A 22,990-nucleotide genomic window follows, 5' to 3' on the forward strand; every position below is an offset into this window, starting at 1 on the left:
ATAGCGTCTGTTTTTGACTACTGTGATAATTAGAAAGATTTAGGGAATAAGATTGCCAATGCTTGTGCCTTGTGCCTTGTGCCTAATATAATAGCGCATAACATTCCACCTGTCAAGTAAGTTTTTATTTTATTTGAATTTTTAACAATCAATAGCTCGTTTAATGAGCGATTAATACTGCAAAAGTGTCTGAATTATAGACCACTTAAAATGACTTCGCTAGTTTTTTGTTACTATTTGTAATACTTTATTAGGCTTGAAATTAAAGTATCTATCTTTGAGATATTTTTTGATAATTATTAGTTTCTTAGCTTTAAGCGGTATATACTCCTAAATACTTTTTATAGAAGTATAATCTAAAAAGCAAATCATAGTTGTATAAATTCCCCCATAATCAATACACGACTTATGTAGAAAATTATGGTATTTGTTTTAATATCTTATATTCTTGAAATATCATATATTTAATACATTACAAGATCTTTATTTTTTATAAGTAATAACTCAAATCATAATAAACAACATGAATAATTTCTAAAGTTTAAGTTAATTAACTTTAGTTTTTATCGATATTTTTATCTAGAGTTGTAATGATAAAAAATTTAACATAAAAATAACGAAAAGCTAGGTTAGTTTCTGATACAATAATACAAATTTATAATAAGTTAGTAATGTCATAACACTATAAAATAAAAGGTTTTTTAATGATCATATCAGACGCTAATAGTGCGGTGTCATCCGTCGCTTATCGGGCAAACGAAGTCATTGCTATTTACCCAATCACACCAAGCTCAACCATGGCCGAGCAAGCTAGCACTTGGGCTGAGTTTAATAAACCAAATGTCTTTGGTGATACACCAAGAGTGATTGAAATGCAATCCGAAGCAGGTGCAATTGCAACCGTTCATGGTTCATTAATGACAGGTGCACTTGCAACTTCGTTTACTTCATCACAAGGTTTGCTTTTAATGATCCCATCGCTGTACAAAATAGCCGGCGAACTGACTCCTTTTGTTTTGCATGTTGCAGCACGTACTGTTGCAACGCATGCTCTTTCAATTTTTGGCGATCATTCTGATGTGATGGCAATTAGGCAAACTGGTTTTGCGATGCTTTGTTCTAGTTCAGTGCAAGAAGCGCAAGATTTTGCCTTAATTTCGCAAATGGCCAGTTTTAATAGCCTTGTTCCTTTTGTTCATTTTTTTGATGGATTTAGAACCTCACATGAAGTTAATAAAATCTATCCAATAAGTGATGACCAAATCCGTAATTTATTACCACACGAAGCCATTAAAGCCTATCGCTCACGAGCATTAACGCCTGATAAACCGGTAACTCGAGGTACATCAGCTAATCCTGATACATACTTCCAGTGCCGAGAAGCGATAAATACTTATTATGATAATGTCTATCAACATGTTGTTGATGCTATGGATGCTTTTGCAGCAGAAACAGGCCGAAAGTATCAACCATTTGAATATTATGGTGCTAGTGATGCTGAGCATATTATTGTTATTATGGGATCTGGTGCTAGCACCGCAAAAGAAGTAGTTGATGTTTTACTTAAACAAAACGAAAAAGTCGGGGTTGTGATCGTTCGGCTATTCCGCCCATTTTCAGCCAATCATCTGCTCGAAGTTATGCCAAGTACTGTTAATAAAATTGCTGTGCTTGATAGAACTAAAGAGCCGGGAGCACAAGCCGAACCGCTTTATTTAGATATTATGACCGCATTTGCTGAAAGCCTGTCGCGCAAAGAACGCGCAACTATGCCACTTATTATAGGTGGACGTTATGGGTTATCATCTAAAGAATTTGATCCTCGTTGTGTACTTGCTATTTTTACTGAACTTGGATTAGATAAACCCAAACCACGTTTTACCGTTGGTATTTATGATGATATAACTGGGCTTTCTTTACCTTTACCTGACCAATCGATACCACAAAAATCTGCTCTTGAAGCGCTATTTTATGGGCTTGGCAGTGATGGCACGGTATCTGCAACCAAAAATAATATTAAAATTATTGGTGATAATTCTCCTTTTTATGTACAAGGATATTTTGTATATGACTCTAAAAAGGCAGGTGGTTTGACGACTTCACACTTACGAGTCAGCTTAGATCCAATTGATTCACCCTATTTAATTACCAGCGCACACTTTATTGGCTGCCACCAAGATCAGTTTATCGATAAATATCAAATTGTTAATAAGTTAAAAGACGATGGCATCTTTTTACTTAACACGCCGTATAGCAAAGACGAAATTTGGCATAGACTTCCAAAAGAAGTGCAAGCTCAATTAATACAAAAACGAGCACACTTTTACATTGTCAATGCGGCAAAAATAGCTCGTGAATGTAATTTAGGCGCAAGAATTAATACCGTTATGCAGGCGGCATTTTTTCATCTAGCTGGAATTTTTAAAAACGATTTTAATATCGCCCAATTAAAAGAAGTCATTGCCAAAAGTTACAGCAGTAAAGGACAAGATTTAGTTGAAAATAACTGGAAAGCGCTCGACTTAGCTATAGCTTCGCTTGAACAAATACCGCTTAGCTGTGTTGACCAAAGCAGTTCAACAATGCCATCTATTGTACCTGCTAATGCGCCTGATTTTGTTAAAACAGTCACTGCTGCAATGTTAGCTGGTTTAGGCGATAACTTGCCTGTATCAGCATTTCCACCCGATGGAACTTGGCCTATAGGTACAACTAAGTGGGAAAAACGTAACATTGCTGAAGAGATCCCTATTTGGCAACCTGAACTCTGTACCCAATGTAATCATTGTGCGGTTGCTTGTCCTCATGCAGCTATTCGAGCTAAGGTTGTTGATCCTGATGAAATGATCAATGCGCCTGATTCATTAAGCTCACTTGAAGTAAAAGCTCGTGATATGAAGGGACAACGATATGTTTTACAAGTTGCACCAGAAGATTGTACTGGCTGTAATTTATGTGTCGAAGTGTGCCCAGCTCGTGATCGTAATAATTTTGAAATTAAAGCCATTAACATGCAATCACGGATCGATAATCTTGAGACTCAACGCACTAACTTTGAGTACTTTACTGCATTGCCTGATCGTGATATCAGCACGCTTGAACGCATTGATGTGCGTACATCGCAATTACTTACACCGTTATTTGAATATTCGGGTGCTTGCGCAGGTTGTGGGGAAACACCATACATCAAATTGTTGACCCAACTTTATGGTGACCATTTAGCGATTGCCAATGCCACTGGCTGTTCATCAATTTATGGTGGCAACCTTCCATCATCGCCTTATACTACTGATCGAAATGGTCGTGGACCTGCTTGGGCAAACTCATTATTTGAAGATAATGCAGAGTTTGCATTAGGATATCGTATTACTTATAACCAACATAAAAAACGGGCGTTACGTTTGCTTGATTATGTTGCTGGTGATATTTCGCCCGAAATAGTCATCGCCTTAAAATCACCAGAAACCTCTATAGCGGAAAAACGTCAACAAGTCGAGTTATTACGTGAACAGCTTGCACACTTAGATTCTTCGCAAGCACAAGAGTTGATGATAGATGCAAATTATTTGGTAGATAAATCAGTTTGGGCTATTGGTGGCGATGGTTGGGCTTACGATATTGGATTCGGCGGGCTTGATCATGTTATGAGCTTAACTGATAACGTAAATATATTGGTATTAGACACTCAGTGTTATTCCAACACTGGAGGCCAACAATCAAAAGCCACTCCAATGGGCGCTGTATCAAAATTTGCTGATTTAGGTAAGCATAAAGCACGTAAAGATCTTGGTGTTAGTGTAATGATGTATGGCCATGTCTATGTTGCACAAGTTGCATTAGGTTCACAACTTAACCAAACTCTTAAAGCCTTACAAGAAGCCGAAGCTTATGATGGACCATCTTTAGTTATTGCTTATAGTCCTTGTGAGGAACATGGCTATGATCTGGCTAAATCGCATGAACAAATGAAAGATCTAGTTAAATCAGGATTCTGGCCTTTGTATCGTTACGACCCACGCCGTATGGCAGAAGGCAAACCAGGATTGGTGCTAGACTCAAAAGCACCAAATAGTGAGTCACTAACTGGTATCTTACTAAAAGAACAACGTTTCCGTCGTTTAGAAACACTTGAACCTGTAATTGCAAATACCTTGCATGAACGTTCAACAAAAATGGCAGATTCTAAATATAAATTCTTACAGATGCTAGCAACCTATTCGGATATTGAGACACCAGCAGATAGCTGACAATAGCTATACATGGTAATTATAAGCCATTATAAAGGGCTGTTATTAATAATAGTCCTTTTTTATTACCGCATTTGAGCAATAAAGCACCAGGATTGTGCATATTCAAATCACAATAGCTCACATAACAACCCAATATCACTAACTTTATGTTATTGAGTAATATACGAATCAATTATCCAATGATCGTTAAAAACTTGGTATTATTTTTGCATGATTAATAATTGACCACATAAAAATTAATTAAATGGGAGGTGAATCATGATATCCAATTTAAACGTTAGTAGAAGAAAATTAATCACATTTTCCAGTGCGGCAATTGCAGGGATATCTATTAATCAATTATTATCTAAAGCTCATGCAATAGAAGCGCAGAACTCTGTTTCATTCTCTCTACCTATGCTTGAAAATGCAGCAACACCTGATATTAACAATCCTGTAAGGCTCAACTTTAATGAAAATGCGCTTGGTATGTCACCACGAGCAAAACAAGCTGCAATTGAGGCTGTACCAAAAGCTAATCGCTATGCCAAAGCCGAAATGCCATTACTTAACAAACGATTAGCTAAATATCATAAAGTCGATGATACTCAAATTTTATTAACTGCAGGATCTTCAGAAGGTATTCGTAGTGCTATTGCTGCATTTGTTAAGCCAAATACTCAATTAGTCATTCCAGAGCTTACTTATGGAGATGGAGAACATTTTGCAAAGATCTTTAATTTAAAAATTACCAAAGTACCAAGTTTGCCAGATTGGCAGATCGATATAAAAGGCATACAAAAAGCTGCCGAAGATTATAATGGATTTTCAATTGTCTATTTAGTTAATCCAAACAATCCAACTTCGACAGTTTTTGCAACAAGTGAAATTGAATCTTGGATAAAAAGTAAGCCTAAAAATACTATTTTTATTGTTGACGAAGCCTATGCTGAATTTGTTAATGATCCTGCATTTGAATCAGTTGATAAATTAATTACACAAGGTTGTGACAATGTTATACTGCTTAAAACATTCTCAAAAATCCATGCTATGGCAGGGTTACGAGTGGGTTATGTGGTCAGTTCAGTTGAAAACGTTAAGAATATAGCTCAATATGTTGCTGGTGAAAAACTGAATTACTGTGGTGTTTGCGCAGCTCTCGCATCAATAGATGATCAACCCTTTTTAACATACTCTAAAAAAGCGGTTGATGTATCAAGGCAAATTATGGAAAAAGCTTTATCAGAACTAGGTTTGCATTATTTAAGATCTCAAACTAATTTTATGTTTCACAAAAGTCCAATTGATTTGAAAGATTATCGAGAACTAATGAAAAATAATTTTGTATTAATTGGTAGAGATTTCGCACCAGCAACAAATTGGTGTCGAATATCGCTAGGTTCGCCGAGTGAGATGCTTTACGTTGCAAATGTAATGCGTGAATTAAAAGAAAAAGGAAAAATTTAAATTAACAGCTTATTCTAAAGCTCTTTAAATATTAGCTAATTTAAAGAGCTTTATTTTTATTATAAGCCGTCAAAATTGAATTATTCATTGAAGATAATGACGAAAAAAATTTAGCTACCCATAATACGACGCGTCATCCAATAATGTTTTTTCCAATAACTATCATTTAAGTTTGAATAAACTACACCTTTTGATGTTGAAGCGTGTAAAAATTTGCCATCTGCATAATAAATACCAACATGTAGACCACTACGGCTACGGCCTGTTTTAAAGAATACTAAGTCACCTGCTTTAGGGGTGTTTACCTTAACACCCAGCCGAGCTTGCTCAGCAGCACTTCTTGGTAAATTTTTTGAAAGTTTATTTTTAAAAAAATTCATTACAAAACCAGAACAATCACTACCCGCTAAAGTCGTACCACCATAACGGTATGGCGTGTTTTGCCATTTTTTATAGTGAGATTCTATTTTAGTTAACATGGTTAGATTAGGACTAGGTTTAGTTTTCTTAATAGAAACTTGACGTTGGGTAGTACTACAACCAAACAACATGAAAATAGAAAAAAACAATATAGTTATTAAAAAACGTTTTTTCACGTTAGTACAGTTGTCGAGCAACGTCCCTAATAGTTGATTGTCTTTTTTTATCATTTCTTTTTGTTCCTTTATTTAACGTTGACCAATACGAATAACGCCTAGCCAATTTTAAGCTTTTAGGCAACACGCCTTTTTCCCATTCGGTTTTATCTATTTTAGATAATCTAACTGGGCTAGTGTCCGCATGGCTACGATGATTCAAACTTTCTTTAAGGCGAATTAAGCGCAAAGAAAGAAAACAGATAATAACATCATCAACACTTAACTTTCTATATCCAGAAAGCTGATACCGAACTCTAGAACCATAATGTTTTGCAGTCTGCATTAAACTACCAACTGCGGCACCAATTAACGCAGCTGATCCAAGTGAGATACCTCCGGTCGCTAAATCAATACTAGCACCAATTGTCGCCCCCTGAACAAAGCCTTTAGTCAAATGAGTACCCATCATTTTTAGAGCATCAATATTAAATAGATCAGCATTATAGCGACCTTTTATTAAAGGTAAATTCTCTTCACTTTCTTGATTTGAATCAAATTGATACAATTTTAATAATTCATTGATCGCCATTTGTTCTCGCTTTCTAACTTTATTTTGCATATCAGCAATTGCCTGCACATCTTCTGATTTAGCCATTTCATAAAAGGCTGTAACATCAACGAGTGTTTCGGCAATAATCAGATTAGCGGTTTGATTTCGAGAATTACGAGTTTGTGCGATTTTATCTAGCCAGTTATCTAATATAACCTTAGCAGGCTCAACTAGTAAAGCAAGGCTATGATATAAACGTTCTTCACCATCCAAAGGAGGAAATATAGCGTCAAATCTTATAATAGCATGAATCCCAATGCGTGACAGTAATCTTTTCCATTCCTTTTCATTTTGGTTACTGTCTGCAGTAAAATTTAAAACAGCTAATATGGGCTTATCACTATTGGCTAAAATAGCTAATTCATCGTGATACTTTGCCAATACTGGCTCTCGTACATCTATCACATAGATAGCCGCATCACTATTTAGCAGTTGCTTGATGACTTTAGCTTCTTGATTAAATACGTTTTCAGACTCTGGGCTTTGTAAAAAAAATGTTAATTTATCGACACCATCAAGTTTTGCATTAGTAGGAAGTAATTGGTTAATATAATCATAAAGTGCTAAACTGTCTTCTAATCCTGGAGTATCATAAAAAATTATTGATTTATTATGCTCAAGTGGCAATGTTATTGATTCAACGTGTCTTGTGGTGCCAGGGCTATCAGATACATTTCCAAAATGACTATTACGAATTAAGGTGCGTAGTAAAGATGTTTTGCCAACATTGGCATGACCAACCACTGCTAATTTTAATGTTGATAGCATTTTACAGAGCCTCGCTTAGCCAGTCAGGTTGAGCCAACTGTAAAGATAATGATTGCCAATTATGGTACTGTTTACCTTGATTAATAAACCAAATACGAGTTTGCTGAGATTTATTAATCAGTTGATTAATAAAATTTAATACTCCCCTATCTGGCGCTCTATCGGTATCAACCGCAATTAATAATTTTTGAGCTGGCGTTAATTGTAAATAATCTAGAATATTACTGCGCTGTTCACGCGTATTTAAAAAACCTAAAAATGAGACAGACTCAGGGTAGTGCCAACTTTCTTGCACATCGATGGCAACCAAAAAATTACCTTCAGCAGCTTCTATTGAATGTGTTGAAAAATGCCACTGGTGACTATTTTGACCTAATTTATCAGCATCTTCAATATTCACAAATAATGACTGCAACCGATTTGCTAATATTTGATAATCAGGATGAGAGATATTAAGCTCAATTCGACGACTACTAATAAGCCAATTAACACCACAAAACACCATACACAAAAGCCGCAACATTAATCCATAAACAATAAATACACCTAACAGCCAAACAGCCCACGATGTTCGAATTTCACCAGCACTTAACGCATGTTCGCTTAGCTTTATAACTTCGTCTTTTGGAATTTCAAAGCCAAGTAATGACGGTAAATAGCCTAAATAATGAGTTAAACCAATAATCGTATCAGAACTAAGCAAAGTGGTTTGCCATTCAAAACTATAATGCTTAGTTGAAAATAGCACAACTAAAACTAATAATGCACAACTTAAAATCACAGTCCAAAACAGGTTAAGCACAAACCCAATAAGCCAACGAATACGAGAGCCAAATAGTTCAACAAATGCAGGGATCAGTTGTTGCACTGTCTTTTTTTGAGAAAGCTTTTTAGCCAACCACAACCAACAATGAATCAACAAACTACCACCAAAATTGGAAAAGAGGAAAAACGAACCAAGCCAAATAGTTAGCGTAATTAAATGAACGCCTAACAAACTAAAAAGCGCCCAATACAAATTGATAGGGTTTTGACTTAATGCTCCCAATGCTAATGAACCACCTAAAAAAACAGATAGTAGCAGCAATAATGCAAAAGATAACTTTACCGATCGCAAAAGTACTTTTTGCGCCAAATACAATCCATTTTGTTTAGACAACATGATTGCCCGCATCACAATTCGATCTGGAAGAGATATTTGTTCGGCTCTTACTTGTCGGTTGATATCTTGATCAGCAAACTGCCCAAATTCTGTTTCAATTAAATGGATCGTTTCGGTCAACCAGAGTGATTTTAGCTTTTGTCGCATTAGACTTAATCTTCAACATTATAATAAATAAAATATAAAAGAAACGCGACATAAGTCGCGTTCATAAAGTCGAATCAATTATTGTGTAATTTCACCAATTTTACTTAATAAAGTTTGAATACGTTGTTGCCATACTTGCTGATCTTGTTTTAGCTTTTCGTTTTCGTCACGTAGTGCTTTCATTTCATCTGAACTATCATTAATTAATTGCTCTAACTCTTGATTGCCTTTTCTTAAGGTTGCAATCTCTTGTTGTAATGTATTGATAGTATTTATAGTATGTTGGATTCGACTTTCTAATTGATTTAGTATTTCTAATGACATATTTTTCCTCAAGCTCAAATTATTTGGTGTATAATGCTAATCATTATACCGAATTCATTCTAAAATCAACACCTTTTTAAATCTTAAGTTGGAGAAAATTATGCGAAAACCTCTCGTTATGGGTAACTGGAAATTAAACGGTAGTTTGGATATGGCTAAAAGCTTAGTCTCAGGACTAAAAAGTGAGCTATCAAACGACACAGCATGTGATATTGCAATTGCACCACCTGTTGTATACCTTGATTTTGTAAAACACCAATTAGGTGGATCTAATATTATTTTAGGAGCACAAGATGTTGGTATTAATTTATCAGGTGCTTTTACTGGCGAAGTATCAGTTAACATGTTAAAAGAAATTGGCGTGACTCATATTATTATTGGACATTCTGAACGCCGAACTTATCACAAAGAATCTGATGAATTTATTGCAAAAAAATTTGGTGTTATTAAAGAAGCTGGTTTAGTGCCTGTATTATGTATTGGCGAAACCGAAGCAGAAAACGAAGCTGGTCAAACACAAGCTGTTTGCGCACGCCAAATTGATGCAGTAATAAAAGCACTTGGTGTTCAAGCATTTAACGGTGCGGTTATTGCTTATGAACCAATCTGGGCTATTGGAACTGGCAAATCTGCAACTCCTGCACAAGCACAAGCTGTTCATAAATTCATTCGTGATCATATTGCTAAACAAGATGCAAAAGTAGCACAACAAGTAACCATTCAATATGGTGGTTCAGTTAATGATAAAAATGCGGCTGAACTATTTACTCAACCCGACATTGATGGCGCACTAGTTGGTGGTGCATCACTAAAAGCTGATGCTTTTGCGGCAATTGTTAAAGCGGCTGAACAGGCTAAAAAATAACGCATAAATATGTCGAATAACAAAATAAAAAGACGCTTAATTTAGCGTCTTTTTATCATTTAAATTAATATCATTTTTTAGCCTTAGTCGGATAACGTGAAGGCCAAATTTTTTCGACAGGTACTTGTAAATAATCAGAAATAATTCGTTCATACTTAGGGCAATGGCGATATAATGCGTTTCTTAAAGTATCAGCCTGCAAACCACTAGCTCTAGACAATGCTCTTAAATTTCCGCCTCTAATTTTAATTTCGCCTACAACTCTAGATGGTGCCCAGTCTTGATCTTGCTCTCTCATTATGAGATCCTCTATTAGTTAAATTCTTACTATTGTAAAGATTATCGGTAATACAATGTTCAAAAGATATGAATTTATATAGAACAGAATAACACAGAAAAAAACGATTTAAAACAATAAAAACAATAAAAAAATGGAATAGAGGAAAAAATGTTCGAAAATAAAATAAAAAACCAAACCGAAAAAGAAAAAACACGAACCCTAACTAATACAGGGGTCATTAATTTTAAAAATCGATTAAGCTTAGTGTTAGAAGGTCTTTCAGGTAATGCCTTTGCTAAAAAAGTTGGCATGTCAGAAGCTGTAATAAGAGATTACTTATCAGGCAAAACCTACCCATCACTAAATAGATTAGCCATCATAGCCCAAAAATGTAATGTTCCTATTGAATGGTTAGTAACTGGAAAAGGTAAATGTCGATTATTATCAGATTCAGATACTCAAGATTCAGTATATATCCCATTCCACCATTTAAATAATATGGTGAAATCTTACTCAAAAATCGAATCAATCCCATTTGATATTAATTTAATAAGGCATCAAGGCTGTAATTACGAAGACTTAGTCGCCGTATGGGCAAAAGGTGATAGCATGGAGCCAACAATATCAAATCATGATATTCTTATTATTGATAAAGCGCATTATAAACCGATCGATGGCTATTTGTATGCTGTTGAATATGAGGATCAAATCAGTATAAAACGCATTCAAAATCAAGGAGCAAACTTAGCATTACTTTGCGACAATCCTAAGTACCCAACCATTATTGGGGATAAGCATGAACCGCAAGAATTTAAAATTATTGGGCATGTAGTTTATCTTCTAAAAGATCTTAACTAAAACCCATTTAAGCTTGGGCTAATTACAGCTTTACCGGCTTCGACTGGTAAGGCTGTTTTAATGTATTTAACTCTCGTTTTTTTCTATGAATATCAAGGTAAAAAAATGTCAAAAAGTTTCAGGTAACTATGTGTTTCAGTATAAAATCAATGTAAAGCTATTATAAAAAATAAATTAACTTAACAATCGTTATCAGCATAACTTTATGCTTTTTTCACTAGTTATGCTAAAATTAGCATTAAATTTTTTATTAGTTTTACCTATTAATATAATATTATGCCAAATATAAACACTCGAAAAAAAGTCGTTGTCGGTATGTCTGGCGGCGTTGATTCTTCTGTCTCAGCTTATTTATTACAACAACAAGGATACGATGTTGTTGGGTTATTTATGAAAAATTGGGAAGAAGACGACACAGAAGAATATTGCTCTGCCGCTGTTGACTTAGCCGATGCGCAAGCAGTTTGTGACAAATTAAATATAAAATTACATACTGTCAATTTTGCTGCCGAATATTGGGACAACGTATTTGAACATTTTTTATCTGAATATAAAGCAGGCCGAACGCCAAATCCTGATATTTTATGTAATAAAGAAATAAAATTTAAAGCATTTTTAGAATATGCGGCCGAAGATCTTGGCGCAGACTTTATTGCCACAGGGCATTACGTCCGTAAACGTCAAACAGGCGATAAAGTCGAATTATTACGAGGGATCGACAATAACAAAGATCAAAGCTACTTTCTTTACACCCTTAGCGAAGCACAAATAAGCCAAAGCTTATTTCCAGTTGGTGAACTCGAAAAACCAGAAGTGCGAAAAATTGCACAACAACTTGGTTTAGCAACCGCTGCTAAAAAAGACTCAACTGGCATCTGCTTTATTGGTGAACGTAAATTTAGTGACTTTTTAGCACGATATTTACCCGCTCAAGCAGGTAACATTCGTACCGTTGATGGTGAAGTTATCGGCCAGCATCAAGGTTTAATGTATCACACATTGGGGCAACGCAAAGGGCTTGGAATTGGTGGCTTAAAACAAGCTGACGACACACCATGGTATGTTGTTGACAAAGATCTTACCAATAACGAATTGATTGTGGCACAAGGCCATGATCATCCAGCACTCCTTTCTGAAGGATTAATTGCTCAACAACTTCATTGGGTTGATCGTAAAGTAGTAACAAAACCATTTAGCTGTACTGTAAAAACACGTTATCGTCAACAAGACATACCCTGCCAAGTAATACCATTAACCGATGACAAAATTAAAGTCATATTTAATAATCCTGTTGTAGCTGTTACACCAGGTCAGTCTGCTGTCTTTTATAAAGATGAAGTATGTCTTGGTGGTGGTATTATAGAAGAACGAATTACAAACAGTAAGGAAGACTAACGTGAATAATAAATACCACCATATTGCTATTGCCCTCGCTGGTGCAGCACAAAGTGCAATACTGGTGCCACAACTTGCTAACACAGGCGTTTGTAATGTTACACTTTATGAACAAGCAATAAAAAGCTTGTTTAAAACCTCGCCAAAAACAACGGATGATGTTTATGATGGTATTAAAAATATCAAAACAGGATTACAAACAGTAATACAACTATTATTATCAGGACAAAAAGAACAAGTCCAAATTATTCGTTACCTGTTTGGTACAATTGGCATTACTAGCAAATTATTAAAAAATAATGACGCATTAGATAAAATTGACCAACGATTAAAACGCATTTCAGGGCTTTATCTAGATATAAATGATGAAACTGTTAGTACTAATGTTGAAGATCTGTCCTATTCATTAGCGGGAATTTATTCTGATATCATCAGCCCGATATCAACAAGAATAAAAGTTGTTGGCAAAATCGAATTTTTACAAAACACATTGGTACAAGCAAAAGTAAGAACCGCCCTTTTGGGATGTGTTCGATCGGCTATTTTATGGTATCAAGTTGGTGGAAATCGTTTCCAGTTTCTTTTTTGCCGTAAACGCATTTGTAAAGCAGCACAAGAACTATTAGACCAAATTAATTGCGCAAACTAATTTGCACTTTATAACTGATATTTCAAATATTGTAACGGAGTAAAACCGATGGAATTATCTGCACTCACTGCCCTTTCACCAATTGACGGGCGTTATGGTGAAAAAACCACAGAGTTACGCACCATTTTTAGCGAATATGGTTTATTAAAATACCGCGTTCAGGTCGAGGTTTGTTGGCTACAAAAATTAGCTTCACAAGCAGATATTTTAGAGGTTCCAACATTAAGTCAATCAGCTATTAATCATCTTAATCAAATTGTAGACCAATTTAGTGTGCAAGATGCAAGTCGCATTAAAGAAATCGAAAGAACCACTAATCACGATGTTAAAGCTGTAGAATATTTTCTAAAAGAAAAAGTGAGTACTCATGAAGAATTACACGCCATTAATGAGTTTATCCATTTTGCTTGCACATCAGAGGACATTAACAACTTATCTTATGCGTTAATGCTAAAAACAGCTAGAGAAGCTGTCTTAGTGCCATATTGGAATAAACTCGTTGATAAAATCACCTCACAAGCTATCGCTTATCGTGATTTACCACTACTATCAAGAACACATGGTCAACCCGCTACGCCATCAACCATAGGTAAAGAGTTTGCTAATGTAGCTTACCGCTTAAAACGCCAATTACAACAACTAAAATCGGTTGAAATACTAGGTAAGATTAATGGCGCAACGGGAAATTATAATGCACATATGGTTGCTTATCCGCAAGTGAACTGGCATAAATTTAGTGAGAATTTTGTTAACTCGCTAGGACTAAAATGGAATCCTTATACCACCCAAATTGAACCACATGACTATATTGCCGAATTCTTTGATTGTGTAGCACGTTTTAATACCATTATGATAGACTTTGATCGAGATATTTGGGGATATATTTCACTAAATCACTTTAAACAAAAAACTGTTGCTGGCGAAATCGGATCTTCAACTATGCCACACAAAGTTAATCCTATCGACTTCGAAAATTCAGAAGGCAACTTAGGGATTGCCAATGCAATTATGAACCATTTAAGTAGCAAATTACCGATTTCACGCTGGCAACGTGATTTAACCGATTCTACAGTGTTGCGTAATCTAGGTGTAGGTATTAGTTATGCCATTATAGCTTATCAATCAACCCTAAAAGGATTAAACAAACTCGAAGTCAATCAAGACCACTTACTTGAAGAACTTAATCGCAACTGGGAAGTATTAGCCGAGCCAATTCAAACAGTAATGCGCCGTTATGGTATCGAAAAACCTTACGAAAAATTGAAAGAATTAACTCGAGGCAAACGAGTTGATGCAAAAGGCATGCAAGAATTCATTGACTCATTAAATCTACCCGAAAGTGAAAAAACACGACTAAAACAGTTAACACCAGCTAACTATATTGGTTATGCCGTTAGCTTTGTTGACAATTTAGAATAACAACTTAAATCCAAATAGCCTGATACAGTCACACCCTATCAGGCCATATTGACTTTCAGGTGATCATATTAATCACACTAGTGTAGAAATTACTCATTAAATATAAATCACCTAAACAAAAAATAGGGAAATTAATTGAACATTCGCATTGCAACTCGTAAAAGCCCATTAGCGCTATGGCAAGCAAATTTTGTTAAGCAACAAATTTTAACTAATCACCCAAATTTGACAGTGGAATTAATTCCCATGGTAACTAAAGGTGATGTATTGCTAGACAGCCCTTTATCGAAAATTGGTGGTAAAGGTCTTTTTGTAAAACAACTAGAACAAGCAATATTAAATAACGAAGCGGATATTGCTGTCCATTCAATAAAAGACATCCCTGCTGAGTTTCCTGAAGGATTAACATTAGCCACAATTTGCAAGCGAGATGATGTACGTGATAGCTTCATTTCAAATAAATATTCAAATATAGATGAGCTACCCAATGGTGCAATAATTGGTACATCAAGTTTACGACGTCAATGTCAATTGCGTGCAAAATATCCCCATTTACAAATTAAAGATCTTCGTGGCAATGTAGGCACTCGTTTAGCTAAATTGGATAATCAACAATACGATGCCATCATATTAGCCTCAGCGGGTTTAAAACGTTTAGCACTACAAGACAGAATCAAACAATATATTGATACTGACTTAATTTTACCTGCTGTCGGACAAGGTGCTATTGGTATTGAAACCCGAGCAGATGACAAAAAAATATTAGAGATTCTTTCAGTGCTTGATGACAAACATAGCCGAGTTTGTATTGAAGCAGAAAGAGCAATGAATAAAGCTTTACAAGGTGGATGCCAAGTGCCCATTGCTTGTTATAGCCAATTAAATAACAATATTTTATCACTACAAGGCCTTGTTGGACGCATTGACGGTTCTAAAATAATTAAAGGGACATTAGAGGGTAGTATAACTGAAGCCGAAAAGTTAGGAAAAGAATTAGCAAAACGCTTATTAGATCAAGGTGCGAAAACAATATTAAAGGAATTAAATGGCGGATGATTTATGTAACTAGACCCTCTCCAGAGGGTGAAAACCTTACCCAACTATTTGCTCAAGCAAATTTGCCTGTACAACATCTTCCATTTTTTACTATTTCACAAGGCAATGACCTACTAAATTTACAACAACAACTGAATAAACTTTTACCTAACGATATTGTAATCGTTGTTTCACCACAAGTTACACACGTTATTAAAACCTATATTGGCAATCTAATATTACCAACTAATGTTCGGTATTACGCAATAGGAAAAAAGTCAGCACAATTATTTAACCAGCTCACCACAACTAAAGTCAATTATCCAGAACAAGAAGACAGTGAAGGATTATTGATAAAACTACAGCAAGAATCTGTACAAAATCATACTGTTTTAATTTTATGCGGTAATTCAGGTCGGCAATTATTATCTCAAACACTAACAAATCGAAAAGCCAAAGTAAAATCAATAACGTGTTACTGCCGTGAGCCAATCACCTATCCGCCAAAGATATTATCTAGTAATATTGAAAATCAAATCATCATTATTACTAGTCTAGAACACTTAATCCAGCTTGAGTTATATATCAATCTTGAACATAAAATGCATGCTAATCTTGTAGTAACAAGCCAACGAATTTTTGCAAAGGCGAAACAACTTAATTGGCAAAAAGTTCAACTAGTGAGTAGTGCGAATAATCAAAAGCTTTTTAACGCTGTAATGATAAATTATACTATAGCCGATAATATAAATAATCTATGACACTTGCTTATTAAGACAATAATTAAAATTTATTTAAAACAATGTTAACTCTATGTCATAATGCAACATAAATTTCTAGAAATCTAAATGAGGTTATTTATGCCACCAAAATATTACGGTGCCAATGCAACACTTTCAACAATAAACACAACTTCGTTTAGTCAAATAACGATAACAGCGGTTCAAAATGAAGCGAATAACACTATGAAAGAAGATAAAAAAAATCAAACAACCACTCAATCCAATCCATCTGTGGAATCTAAATCCCAACCTAAAAACAGTGTTAGCGATAACACTAAGAACACAAGCAAATCACCCGTTTCAAAACTATCAATAATTGCTATAGCATTAACTGTTTGCTTAGGTGGTTTGGGGCTTTATTATGGTCAACAGGAAATTAAAAAACAAAAAAAAACCATCTCAATATTACAAACTGAGCTGGCCAATTTAAAACAAACAACCAAGCAAAGTATAACAAATGATTTACAAAGTAGTATTACCGACGCAGTTAATAAACAAAATCAGCAATTCAATTCACTAGAACAGCGTATTGATCGTAAACTGAGTGATCAACAACAGCTACAGCAACAATTAACAACTCAAATTAATGATTCACAAAAATTGACAGAACAAAGCTTACAAAATATCAATGAACGCTTAGCAGCAATGTCAACAAGTGATCACAATGTTTGGTTAATTTCACAAGCCAATTACTTAGTACATTTAGCTGGTCGTAAAATTTGGAGTGACCAAGACTACACATCCGCACGATTACTACTAAAAAGTGCTGACGAAAGCCTAACTCAAGCTGATGACCCAAGCCTATTGCCTGCAAGACAGGCAATTAGTAAGGATATTAATTCACTTGCTCAAGTAAGCTTTACTGATACCGATGGCATTATTATGAATTTAATCGGTTTATCAGAATCGCTTACCGAATTACCTTTAGTAGGTAATTATAAAGATATCGATCTTGGCATGACACAATATGCCGAAGATGCTACAAACACACCACAAACAAACATTAACAATATAGCTAATGATAATAATAGTGGGGTATCATCATCGGTTAACGATTGGTCTGATAATTTATTAAGCAGTACCAAGACTTTTATGGATAAATTTATCACCATAGAAAAACTTGATGACAAAGAGAACAACTTTAAGGCTTGCTTAGAACAAGCAGGACAAGACGAAAAACAAATCGTCAAATGCCAAATATTAAAAGCACCACTGAATTTGGAACAGTCGCTTTACCTACGTGAAAACATCCGCTTCCGTTTATTGATTGCAGCGCAAGCCGTACCAAGACATCAAGAACTTATTTACCAACGTGCACTAAATGAAACCGCAATTTGGGTTAATGCTTATTTTGATGGGAATGCTCCAAGCGTTAAAGCGTTTATTAATGAACTTGAAAATTTGCAAAATCAATCAATCAGCAATCAAAATGTGCCTGAAAACCTAACTAGCATTGGCGAACTTGAAAAACTAATGCAAACCCGCGTTCGCTCAATGTTAACAAAATAGGAGAATAATAATGATAAAAATACTAATTATTTTCTTAGTACTAGTGGGTGGATTCTTTTTGGGACCATTATTACAAGGGCACCAAGGTTCAGCGGTATTTGAATTTGCCAAATATCGTGTCAGCATGTCATTTAATTCATTTATGATACTTGAATTAGTTGGTCTACTTTGCCTTTATTTAATCTATTGTTTATTGAATAAAATTTTTAATTCTAAAACAGCATTAGGCAATTGGCTACGCTTAAAGTCGCCAAAAAAATCGATAAAACGTGTTGAACAAGCGCAAATGTTATTACTTGAAGGTGATTATAAGCAAGCTGCTAAACTATTTATCAAAAGTGCCAAAGGGGCAAAAAATACCACCTTATCGTATTTACTTGCGGCACAAGCTCAAATTGATAATGATGAATTAATCCCCGCTAATCAGTCGCTAGAACAAGCCGCTAAAAGTTGCCAACCTAATGAGTTATTTGCCTTTCAGCTAGTACAAATTAGATTGCAACTAAAAAACCAAGAATACACAACTGCACGCATCACATTAGACCAGCTACTAAACGAAAAGCCTCGCAATGCTGAAGTACTTAGATTAGCAGATCAACTTTATTATGAAATGGGTGATTATCAAGCGATTATTGACCTATTACCAGCAATGTACAAAGCTAAAGTGTACAGCGAGTCGCAACTAGATCAGTTTAAACAAGCAGCCTATATTGGTCGAATTAAGCAATTATCGACTAATAGTGATGCACAAACACTAGTAAAATGGTGGCATGAACAACCAAGAGCCATTTTAAATAATATGGCTTATCAAAAAGCGATGGCTAATTATCTAACTCAACTAGGCCAAGCAAACGAAGCAGAAAAGATATTAAAATCGATTAGTAAACTTGAACAAAAAGAAAGAACATAAAAAAAATATAACAAAAAAAACAGGGTAATTGCCCTGTTTTAGTTTGAACTCACAATAATGGTTAAAAATTCAGTTATTGATTGATACAGATCAAATCATAAAATAGCGAATTAACGCCATAAAGCACATACCAGCAACCACAATACACATTAGATTCTTAGTCAAAAAGGCAACAATTGCGGTTGGAATTGTCGCTAAGCAATATTCCACATTAAAATCAGGAAAATGCCCCTCCTTTGCCACAAATAAATTTTGCACAAATAGCGCTGTTAAAATACATAAAGGTACATATGACAAGAATTGAGTCACAACATTAGGCAACTGAAATTTACGAACTAATATAAATGGAATCACTCTTGGCAACCAAGTTACTAACCCGCAACCTAAAATAATCAATAAACTATAAGTTGTCATGCTTTTTCTCCATTGCCATACCCATAAAACAACCGCCAAACGTACTGATTAAAATAGCCATTTCAGGTGACACAAAACGCATTAAGAAAATTAGCAAAACAGCAACCGTTAACATAGCTAAAAGTCGATTTTTAAGACTTTTGCTATTATCGCTAATCAATTGTAAATAGAGCAAACCAATAAACATGGCGACTAAAGCATAATCTAGACCAAATTGTGTAGGATCAGGCAACCACTCTCCGATTAAAGCACCAATAAAACAAGACAAAATCCAAGTAATATAAGCCGTTAAATTAAGGCCATGCATCCAAGCAGCATTAACTGGCACTTTATTTGTAATCGCATTTATTGCCACGGCAAAACTTTCGTCGGTCAATAAGCTACCAATACCAATATTATTTAATAACGATGCTTTGCGAAAAGCTGGAGCTGTTGCCATACTCATCAAAAAATGACGTGAATTAACTAAAAAAACAGTAAAAATAATAGCCGAAATAGGTGTAGCTACTATCATTAATCCAGCAATAATAAACTGCGTAGCGCCTGCATAAACAATAATAGCCAGTAATGTAATTTCGAGTACCGATAAATTTGCCGATTTACCCACAACACCGGCAGCAATACCAATACCGATATATCCCAATAGCGTTGGAATACAAGCATAAACTCCATCTTTAAATGATAATGGCATAGATATTCCTTAATAATAACAATATGCTATAGATTAATATTACCTATATTACAAATACATATTAAAAATGACAAATTAAATAACTTAATTCACAATAAGCCATAATATATTGCCGAAATTTGCTATAATATCGCTTAACTAATATTGATGACAATCAAAATAACTTAATAACAATTAATGTGACAAATATATCTATGCATACAGGAACTTTATTTATCATTTCTGCACCAAGTGGTGCAGGCAAATCAAGTCTGATCCGAGCCTACCTAGCGCAAAAGAATCAGCATCAAGCTAAAGTATCAATTTCGCATACTACGCGCGATCCTCGCCCAGGAGAAGCGCATGGTGAACACTATTACTTTGTGGATCACAAACACTTTGAATCCTTAATTGATCGGCAAGCATTTGTCGAATATGCCAACGTATTTGACCACTATTACGGCACATCTAAAGCCGAAATAGAACAAAGCCTATCGCAAGGAATTAATGTTTTTCTAGATATTGATTGGCAAGGTGCAAGGCAAGTACGCCAAAAAATGCCACAAGCAAAAAGCATATTTATACTACCACCTTCGCTCAAAGAGCTTGAAAACCGCCTAGTTAAACGTGGGCAAGACGACAGCCATGTGATTGCCAAAAGAATGCAAAAAGCCCGAGCTGAAATTTCACATTATAACGAATATGACTATATCATTATTAACGATGATTTTGACACCTCATTAAATGCCTTAAGTGCCATTATTACCACTGCCAGCCTTGAGCAACCAAAACAAGCTATCATCAATAGGCAATTATTAGTAGATTTGCTAGGGGAATAATTCGAAATAAGATGAAAAAATATCGCCAAAAAAGTGGCGATATTTTTATGGAATAAATTAATTACCTAACGCTTTATCAGCCTGATCATTTTGGATCAACTCTAACTTATAGCCATCAGGATCCTCAACAAAAGCAATAATGGTTGAGCCACCTTTTACAGGTCCAGCTTCCCGCGTTACCTTGCCTCCAGCTTGTTTGACGTCATTACACATTTTAGCAACATCATCAACACCAATAGCTATATGACCAAACGCCGAACCATGCTCGTATTTATCGGTACCCCAATTATAAGTTAACTCAATAACTGAGCTAGTTGTTTCATCACCATAACCAACAAATGCAAGTGAATATTTATATTCAGTATTTTCACTAGTTCTTAACACCCGCATTCCCATTACACGAGTATAAAAATCGATTGAGCGCTGTAGATCGCCAACTCGAATCATAGTATGTAATATACGCATTACTTTGTTGTTCCTTATACGATTAATAATTTGTTTGAGCTTATATGTTAGCATTCAGACAGGCAAACTTCTGTGAAAGATTCATCGATTAGATAAAAAACAATAATTAATTTAATCAAGTTATTTGCTAAAGTAATCCGCTCACCATTGAGATGAGCGAAAATTAGTTGTTATTTAAGGACAATATGTCCAAAACTAATAAAATTAAGCGTTATTTTTTTACACTACTACCATAACGTGGTGATGCGCTAATTTGTTTACCATTAGTGACTAAACGAACAGCTTGACCAACATAAAAATCGTTAGCCGAACCTTTTTGTACAAGAACAATATTAGATCCGTTTTTTTGCTTGATTTCTAACTCAACACCACTAGCTTGGCTAGATTTATTTTGAATAGCATCACCCAAAATCGCACCACCAATAGCTCCTGTTGCAGCAGCTAACACACGGCCAGAACCATTACCAATAGTATTACCTAAAACGCCACCTATAACAGCACCACCAAGGCTACCTGCTACACTTTCACTTTTACCATTTGACGCATTAGCTTGAATTTTAACAGGTCGTACTGAAACAACTGTACCATAACTTACTTGCTGAACTTGTTTTGCTTGATCTGCTGTATAAACATCGCCAGAATAAACATCACTATTGCTACATCCAGATAAAATTGCAGCTAAAATAGTTAACGTGACGATTTTTTTCATAATTTATTCCTCATATAATAATAGTATAAGCTTTTTATACACAGTTTAGAATAATATTTTTTTTTAAAAACAACAATACCATTTTCATTATTTTATCAATAGCCAATACAATTTATGCTTAAGTTAGGTTATACTCAGCACAAAAATTTATCAACTATGCAATGAATATATGAAACGGTTATTTTTTCTATTAACATTATCAGTTATGATAACTGCTTGTCATGATGCAAATCAAGCACCTACAACAACCGATAATGCTGCCATTAAACAGCCATCGAATGATTGTTTAGATAACAAATCAGCCCATGATTCGCATTTAGGCAAAATTCCTGCTTTAGGATGTCCCGTGAAATAATACAATAGGCACAAGTAACATAATGAAAACTATCGAAATCGACGAAGAATTATACCAATTTATTGCTGGCCAAACTAAACACATTGGCGAAGATGCATCAAGTATATTACGACGTTTATTAAATATAAACCAATCTACATCGGCAAAAAAACAGACTATTGCACAAAAAGAGAATCATTATCCACTGTTTAATGACTTATTAACTAGTGACGCTTTCACAAACGAGAAATCCATTATTAGTCGCTTTATATTACTGCTTAGTGCGTTGTATAACTATAATCCAGCACTATTTGCCATAGCTGCAACATCCTTACATGGAAGCAAGCGAAAATATTTAGCCAAAGATAAACAATTACTAGAAACATCAGGCAAAAACACAAAACCCCGCGAAATCATTGGTACACCTTATTGGGTTATCAGCAACACTAATACTGCCAGAAAATTATATATTATTGAATCAATAATGAGTGACATGGGCATATCTGAAACCATGATAAACCAAGTCACCAACGCATTTTTACCTTAATAGGTTAAATAAAAATAAAAAAGCT

The 22,990-nt window shown here is 34.9% G+C and carries 23 protein-coding genes; 14 read left to right on the forward strand and 9 right to left on the reverse strand.

Annotation, left to right across the window (positions count from 1 at the left end; translation table 11 throughout):
• Positions 1-704: 704 nt before the first annotated feature.
• Together nifJ and ACGH80_RS04545 are read left to right on the forward strand one after the other, a co-directional pair.
• Positions 705-4,247 (forward strand): pyruvate:ferredoxin (flavodoxin) oxidoreductase, encoded by a 3,543-nt coding sequence (gene nifJ / locus ACGH80_RS04540; RefSeq protein ID WP_174798113.1) that lies wholly within the window; start codon positions 705-707, stop codon positions 4,245-4,247.
• A gap of 261 nt (positions 4,248-4,508) precedes the next feature.
• A complete protein-coding gene (locus ACGH80_RS04545) occupies positions 4,509-5,696 on the forward strand; it encodes a pyridoxal phosphate-dependent aminotransferase (RefSeq protein WP_174798112.1) in 1,188 nt (395 codons plus the stop codon).
• 110 nt (positions 5,697-5,806) lie between these two features.
• On the opposite strand, the gene ACGH80_RS04550 is transcribed toward ACGH80_RS04545, so the two are convergent.
• The 4 genes from ACGH80_RS04550 to zapB all read right to left on the reverse strand — a co-directional run bounded on the left by ACGH80_RS04550 (position 5,807) and on the right by zapB (position 9,285).
• Positions 5,807-6,346, reverse strand: coding sequence for a C40 family peptidase (locus tag ACGH80_RS04550; RefSeq protein ID WP_081296713.1), 540 nt, complete (start codon positions 6,344-6,346; stop codon positions 5,807-5,809).
• Positions 6,294-7,652 (reverse strand): DUF3482 domain-containing protein, encoded by a 1,359-nt coding sequence (locus tag ACGH80_RS04555; protein ID WP_065590481.1) that lies wholly within the window; start codon positions 7,650-7,652, stop codon positions 6,294-6,296. The genes ACGH80_RS04550 and ACGH80_RS04555 overlap by 53 nt, the downstream gene beginning before the upstream one ends.
• A 1-nt stretch (position 7,653) precedes the next feature.
• Positions 7,654-8,961, reverse strand: a complete 1,308-nt coding sequence (locus ACGH80_RS04560) for a DUF2868 domain-containing protein (protein ID WP_174798111.1) — start codon at positions 8,959-8,961, stop codon at positions 7,654-7,656.
• A 78-nt stretch (positions 8,962-9,039) separates the two neighbouring features.
• Positions 9,040-9,285 carry a cell division protein ZapB gene (zapB, locus tag ACGH80_RS04565; protein WP_034910977.1) on the reverse strand — a complete coding sequence of 82 codons (246 nt, stop codon included), beginning with the start codon at positions 9,283-9,285 and terminating at the stop codon, positions 9,040-9,042.
• Positions 9,286-9,385: 100 nt separating this feature from the next.
• Between zapB and tpiA the strand changes: the two genes are divergently transcribed.
• A complete protein-coding gene (gene tpiA / locus ACGH80_RS04570) occupies positions 9,386-10,150 on the forward strand; it encodes a triose-phosphate isomerase (protein ID WP_065590479.1) in 765 nt (254 codons plus the stop codon).
• A gap of 70 nt (positions 10,151-10,220) precedes the next feature.
• Here tpiA and ACGH80_RS04575 read toward each other — a convergent pair whose 3' ends face one another.
• Positions 10,221-10,448, reverse strand: a complete 228-nt coding sequence (locus tag ACGH80_RS04575) for a transcriptional regulator (RefSeq protein ID WP_065590478.1) — start codon at positions 10,446-10,448, stop codon at positions 10,221-10,223.
• A gap of 150 nt (positions 10,449-10,598) precedes the next feature.
• Between ACGH80_RS04575 and ACGH80_RS04580 the strand changes: the two genes are divergently transcribed.
• From ACGH80_RS04580 to ACGH80_RS04615, 8 genes are all read left to right on the forward strand, one after another.
• Positions 10,599-11,288, forward strand: coding sequence for a helix-turn-helix transcriptional regulator (locus ACGH80_RS04580; RefSeq protein WP_065590477.1), 690 nt, complete (start codon positions 10,599-10,601; stop codon positions 11,286-11,288).
• 276 nt (positions 11,289-11,564) lie between these two features.
• Positions 11,565-12,683 (forward strand): tRNA 2-thiouridine(34) synthase MnmA, encoded by a 1,119-nt coding sequence (gene mnmA, locus ACGH80_RS04585; RefSeq protein ID WP_411630601.1) that lies wholly within the window; start codon positions 11,565-11,567, stop codon positions 12,681-12,683.
• Position 12,684: 1 nt separating this feature from the next.
• The gene (hflD, locus tag ACGH80_RS04590) at positions 12,685-13,332 is read left to right on the forward strand and encodes a high frequency lysogenization protein HflD (protein WP_085163790.1); all 648 of its coding nucleotides are present in this window, start codon (positions 12,685-12,687) and stop codon (positions 13,330-13,332) included.
• 48 nt (positions 13,333-13,380) lie between these two features.
• A complete protein-coding gene (purB, locus tag ACGH80_RS04595; protein WP_411630602.1) occupies positions 13,381-14,751 on the forward strand; it encodes an adenylosuccinate lyase in 1,371 nt (456 codons plus the stop codon).
• A 135-nt stretch (positions 14,752-14,886) separates the two neighbouring features.
• Complete coding sequence (gene hemC / locus ACGH80_RS04600) at positions 14,887-15,807, forward strand: hydroxymethylbilane synthase (protein WP_085163792.1); 921 nt, start codon at positions 14,887-14,889, stop codon at positions 15,805-15,807.
• On the forward strand, positions 15,804-16,547 hold the full coding sequence (locus tag ACGH80_RS04605; protein ID WP_065590472.1) for a uroporphyrinogen-III synthase: 744 nt from the start codon (positions 15,804-15,806) through the stop codon (positions 16,545-16,547). Before hemC ends, ACGH80_RS04605 begins: the two co-directional genes overlap by 4 nt.
• Before the next feature lie 99 nt (positions 16,548-16,646).
• On the forward strand, positions 16,647-18,077 hold the full coding sequence (locus tag ACGH80_RS04610) for a uroporphyrinogen-III C-methyltransferase (protein ID WP_167370031.1): 1,431 nt from the start codon (positions 16,647-16,649) through the stop codon (positions 18,075-18,077).
• 10 nt (positions 18,078-18,087) lie between these two features.
• Positions 18,088-18,987 (forward strand): heme biosynthesis HemY N-terminal domain-containing protein, encoded by a 900-nt coding sequence (locus ACGH80_RS04615; protein WP_174798107.1) that lies wholly within the window; start codon positions 18,088-18,090, stop codon positions 18,985-18,987.
• A gap of 90 nt (positions 18,988-19,077) precedes the next feature.
• Here ACGH80_RS04615 and ACGH80_RS04620 read toward each other — a convergent pair whose 3' ends face one another.
• The gene (locus ACGH80_RS04620; RefSeq protein ID WP_065590469.1) at positions 19,078-19,401 is read right to left on the reverse strand and encodes an AzlD domain-containing protein; all 324 of its coding nucleotides are present in this window, start codon (positions 19,399-19,401) and stop codon (positions 19,078-19,080) included.
• On the reverse strand, positions 19,388-20,092 hold the full coding sequence (locus ACGH80_RS04625) for an AzlC family ABC transporter permease (protein WP_411630603.1): 705 nt from the start codon (positions 20,090-20,092) through the stop codon (positions 19,388-19,390). The genes ACGH80_RS04620 and ACGH80_RS04625 overlap by 14 nt, the downstream gene beginning before the upstream one ends.
• Positions 20,093-20,286: 194 nt before the next feature.
• Here ACGH80_RS04625 and gmk point away from each other — a divergent pair, with 194 nt between their 5' ends.
• The gene (gmk, locus tag ACGH80_RS04630) at positions 20,287-20,910 is read left to right on the forward strand and encodes a guanylate kinase (RefSeq protein ID WP_296302479.1); all 624 of its coding nucleotides are present in this window, start codon (positions 20,287-20,289) and stop codon (positions 20,908-20,910) included.
• Positions 20,911-20,967: 57 nt separating this feature from the next.
• Here the strand turns inward: gmk and gloA are convergent, their stop codons facing one another.
• The gene (gene gloA / locus ACGH80_RS04635) at positions 20,968-21,375 is read right to left on the reverse strand and encodes a lactoylglutathione lyase (protein ID WP_065609744.1); all 408 of its coding nucleotides are present in this window, start codon (positions 21,373-21,375) and stop codon (positions 20,968-20,970) included.
• A 211-nt stretch (positions 21,376-21,586) separates the two neighbouring features.
• Entirely contained in the window at positions 21,587-22,087 is a 501-nt protein-coding gene (locus ACGH80_RS04640) for a glycine zipper 2TM domain-containing protein (protein ID WP_085163798.1), read from the reverse strand.
• Positions 22,088-22,253: 166 nt separating this feature from the next.
• Between ACGH80_RS04640 and ACGH80_RS04645 the strand changes: the two genes are divergently transcribed.
• Complete coding sequence (locus ACGH80_RS04645; protein ID WP_065609748.1) at positions 22,254-22,439, forward strand: hypothetical protein; 186 nt, start codon at positions 22,254-22,256, stop codon at positions 22,437-22,439.
• Positions 22,440-22,461: 22 nt separating this feature from the next.
• Complete coding sequence (locus ACGH80_RS04650) at positions 22,462-22,965, forward strand: hypothetical protein (protein ID WP_065590464.1); 504 nt, start codon at positions 22,462-22,464, stop codon at positions 22,963-22,965.
• The last annotated feature ends 25 nt before the right edge of the window (positions 22,966-22,990 follow it).

The sequence above is a fragment of the Gilliamella sp. BG1 genome (assembly GCF_046635625.1).
GTDB lineage: Bacteria > Pseudomonadota > Gammaproteobacteria > Enterobacterales > Orbaceae > Gilliamella > Gilliamella bombi.

Excerpts from the sequence above, each read along its gene's own strand:
- nifJ (WP_174798113.1), top strand. The coding sequence starts at position 705 with ATGATCATATCAGACGCTAATAGTGCGGTGTCATCCGTCGCTTATCGG.
- ACGH80_RS04545 (WP_174798112.1), top strand. The coding sequence starts at position 4,509 with ATGATATCCAATTTAAACGTTAGTAGAAGAAAATTAATCACATTTTCC.
- ACGH80_RS04550 (WP_081296713.1), bottom strand. The coding sequence starts at position 6,346 with ATGATAAAAAAAGACAATCAACTATTAGGGACGTTGCTCGACAACTGT.
- ACGH80_RS04555 (WP_065590481.1), bottom strand. The coding sequence starts at position 7,652 with ATGCTATCAACATTAAAATTAGCAGTGGTTGGTCATGCCAATGTTGGC.
- ACGH80_RS04560 (WP_174798111.1), bottom strand. The coding sequence starts at position 8,961 with ATGCGACAAAAGCTAAAATCACTCTGGTTGACCGAAACGATCCATTTA.
- zapB (WP_034910977.1), bottom strand. The coding sequence starts at position 9,285 with ATGTCATTAGAAATACTAAATCAATTAGAAAGTCGAATCCAACATACT.
- tpiA (WP_065590479.1), top strand. The coding sequence starts at position 9,386 with ATGCGAAAACCTCTCGTTATGGGTAACTGGAAATTAAACGGTAGTTTG.
- ACGH80_RS04575 (WP_065590478.1), bottom strand. The coding sequence starts at position 10,448 with ATGAGAGAGCAAGATCAAGACTGGGCACCATCTAGAGTTGTAGGCGAA.
- ACGH80_RS04580 (WP_065590477.1), top strand. The coding sequence starts at position 10,599 with ATGTTCGAAAATAAAATAAAAAACCAAACCGAAAAAGAAAAAACACGA.
- mnmA (WP_411630601.1), top strand. The coding sequence starts at position 11,565 with ATGCCAAATATAAACACTCGAAAAAAAGTCGTTGTCGGTATGTCTGGC.
- purB (WP_411630602.1), top strand. The coding sequence starts at position 13,381 with ATGGAATTATCTGCACTCACTGCCCTTTCACCAATTGACGGGCGTTAT.
- ACGH80_RS04605 (WP_065590472.1), top strand. The coding sequence starts at position 15,804 with ATGATTTATGTAACTAGACCCTCTCCAGAGGGTGAAAACCTTACCCAA.
- ACGH80_RS04610 (WP_167370031.1), top strand. The coding sequence starts at position 16,647 with ATGCCACCAAAATATTACGGTGCCAATGCAACACTTTCAACAATAAAC.
- ACGH80_RS04615 (WP_174798107.1), top strand. The coding sequence starts at position 18,088 with ATGATAAAAATACTAATTATTTTCTTAGTACTAGTGGGTGGATTCTTT.
- ACGH80_RS04620 (WP_065590469.1), bottom strand. The coding sequence starts at position 19,401 with ATGACAACTTATAGTTTATTGATTATTTTAGGTTGCGGGTTAGTAACT.
- ACGH80_RS04625 (WP_411630603.1), bottom strand. The coding sequence starts at position 20,092 with ATGCCATTATCATTTAAAGATGGAGTTTATGCTTGTATTCCAACGCTA.
- gmk (WP_296302479.1), top strand. The coding sequence starts at position 20,287 with ATGCATACAGGAACTTTATTTATCATTTCTGCACCAAGTGGTGCAGGC.
- gloA (WP_065609744.1), bottom strand. The coding sequence starts at position 21,375 with ATGCGTATATTACATACTATGATTCGAGTTGGCGATCTACAGCGCTCA.
- ACGH80_RS04645 (WP_065609748.1), top strand. The coding sequence starts at position 22,254 with ATGAAACGGTTATTTTTTCTATTAACATTATCAGTTATGATAACTGCT.
- ACGH80_RS04650 (WP_065590464.1), top strand. The coding sequence starts at position 22,462 with ATGAAAACTATCGAAATCGACGAAGAATTATACCAATTTATTGCTGGC.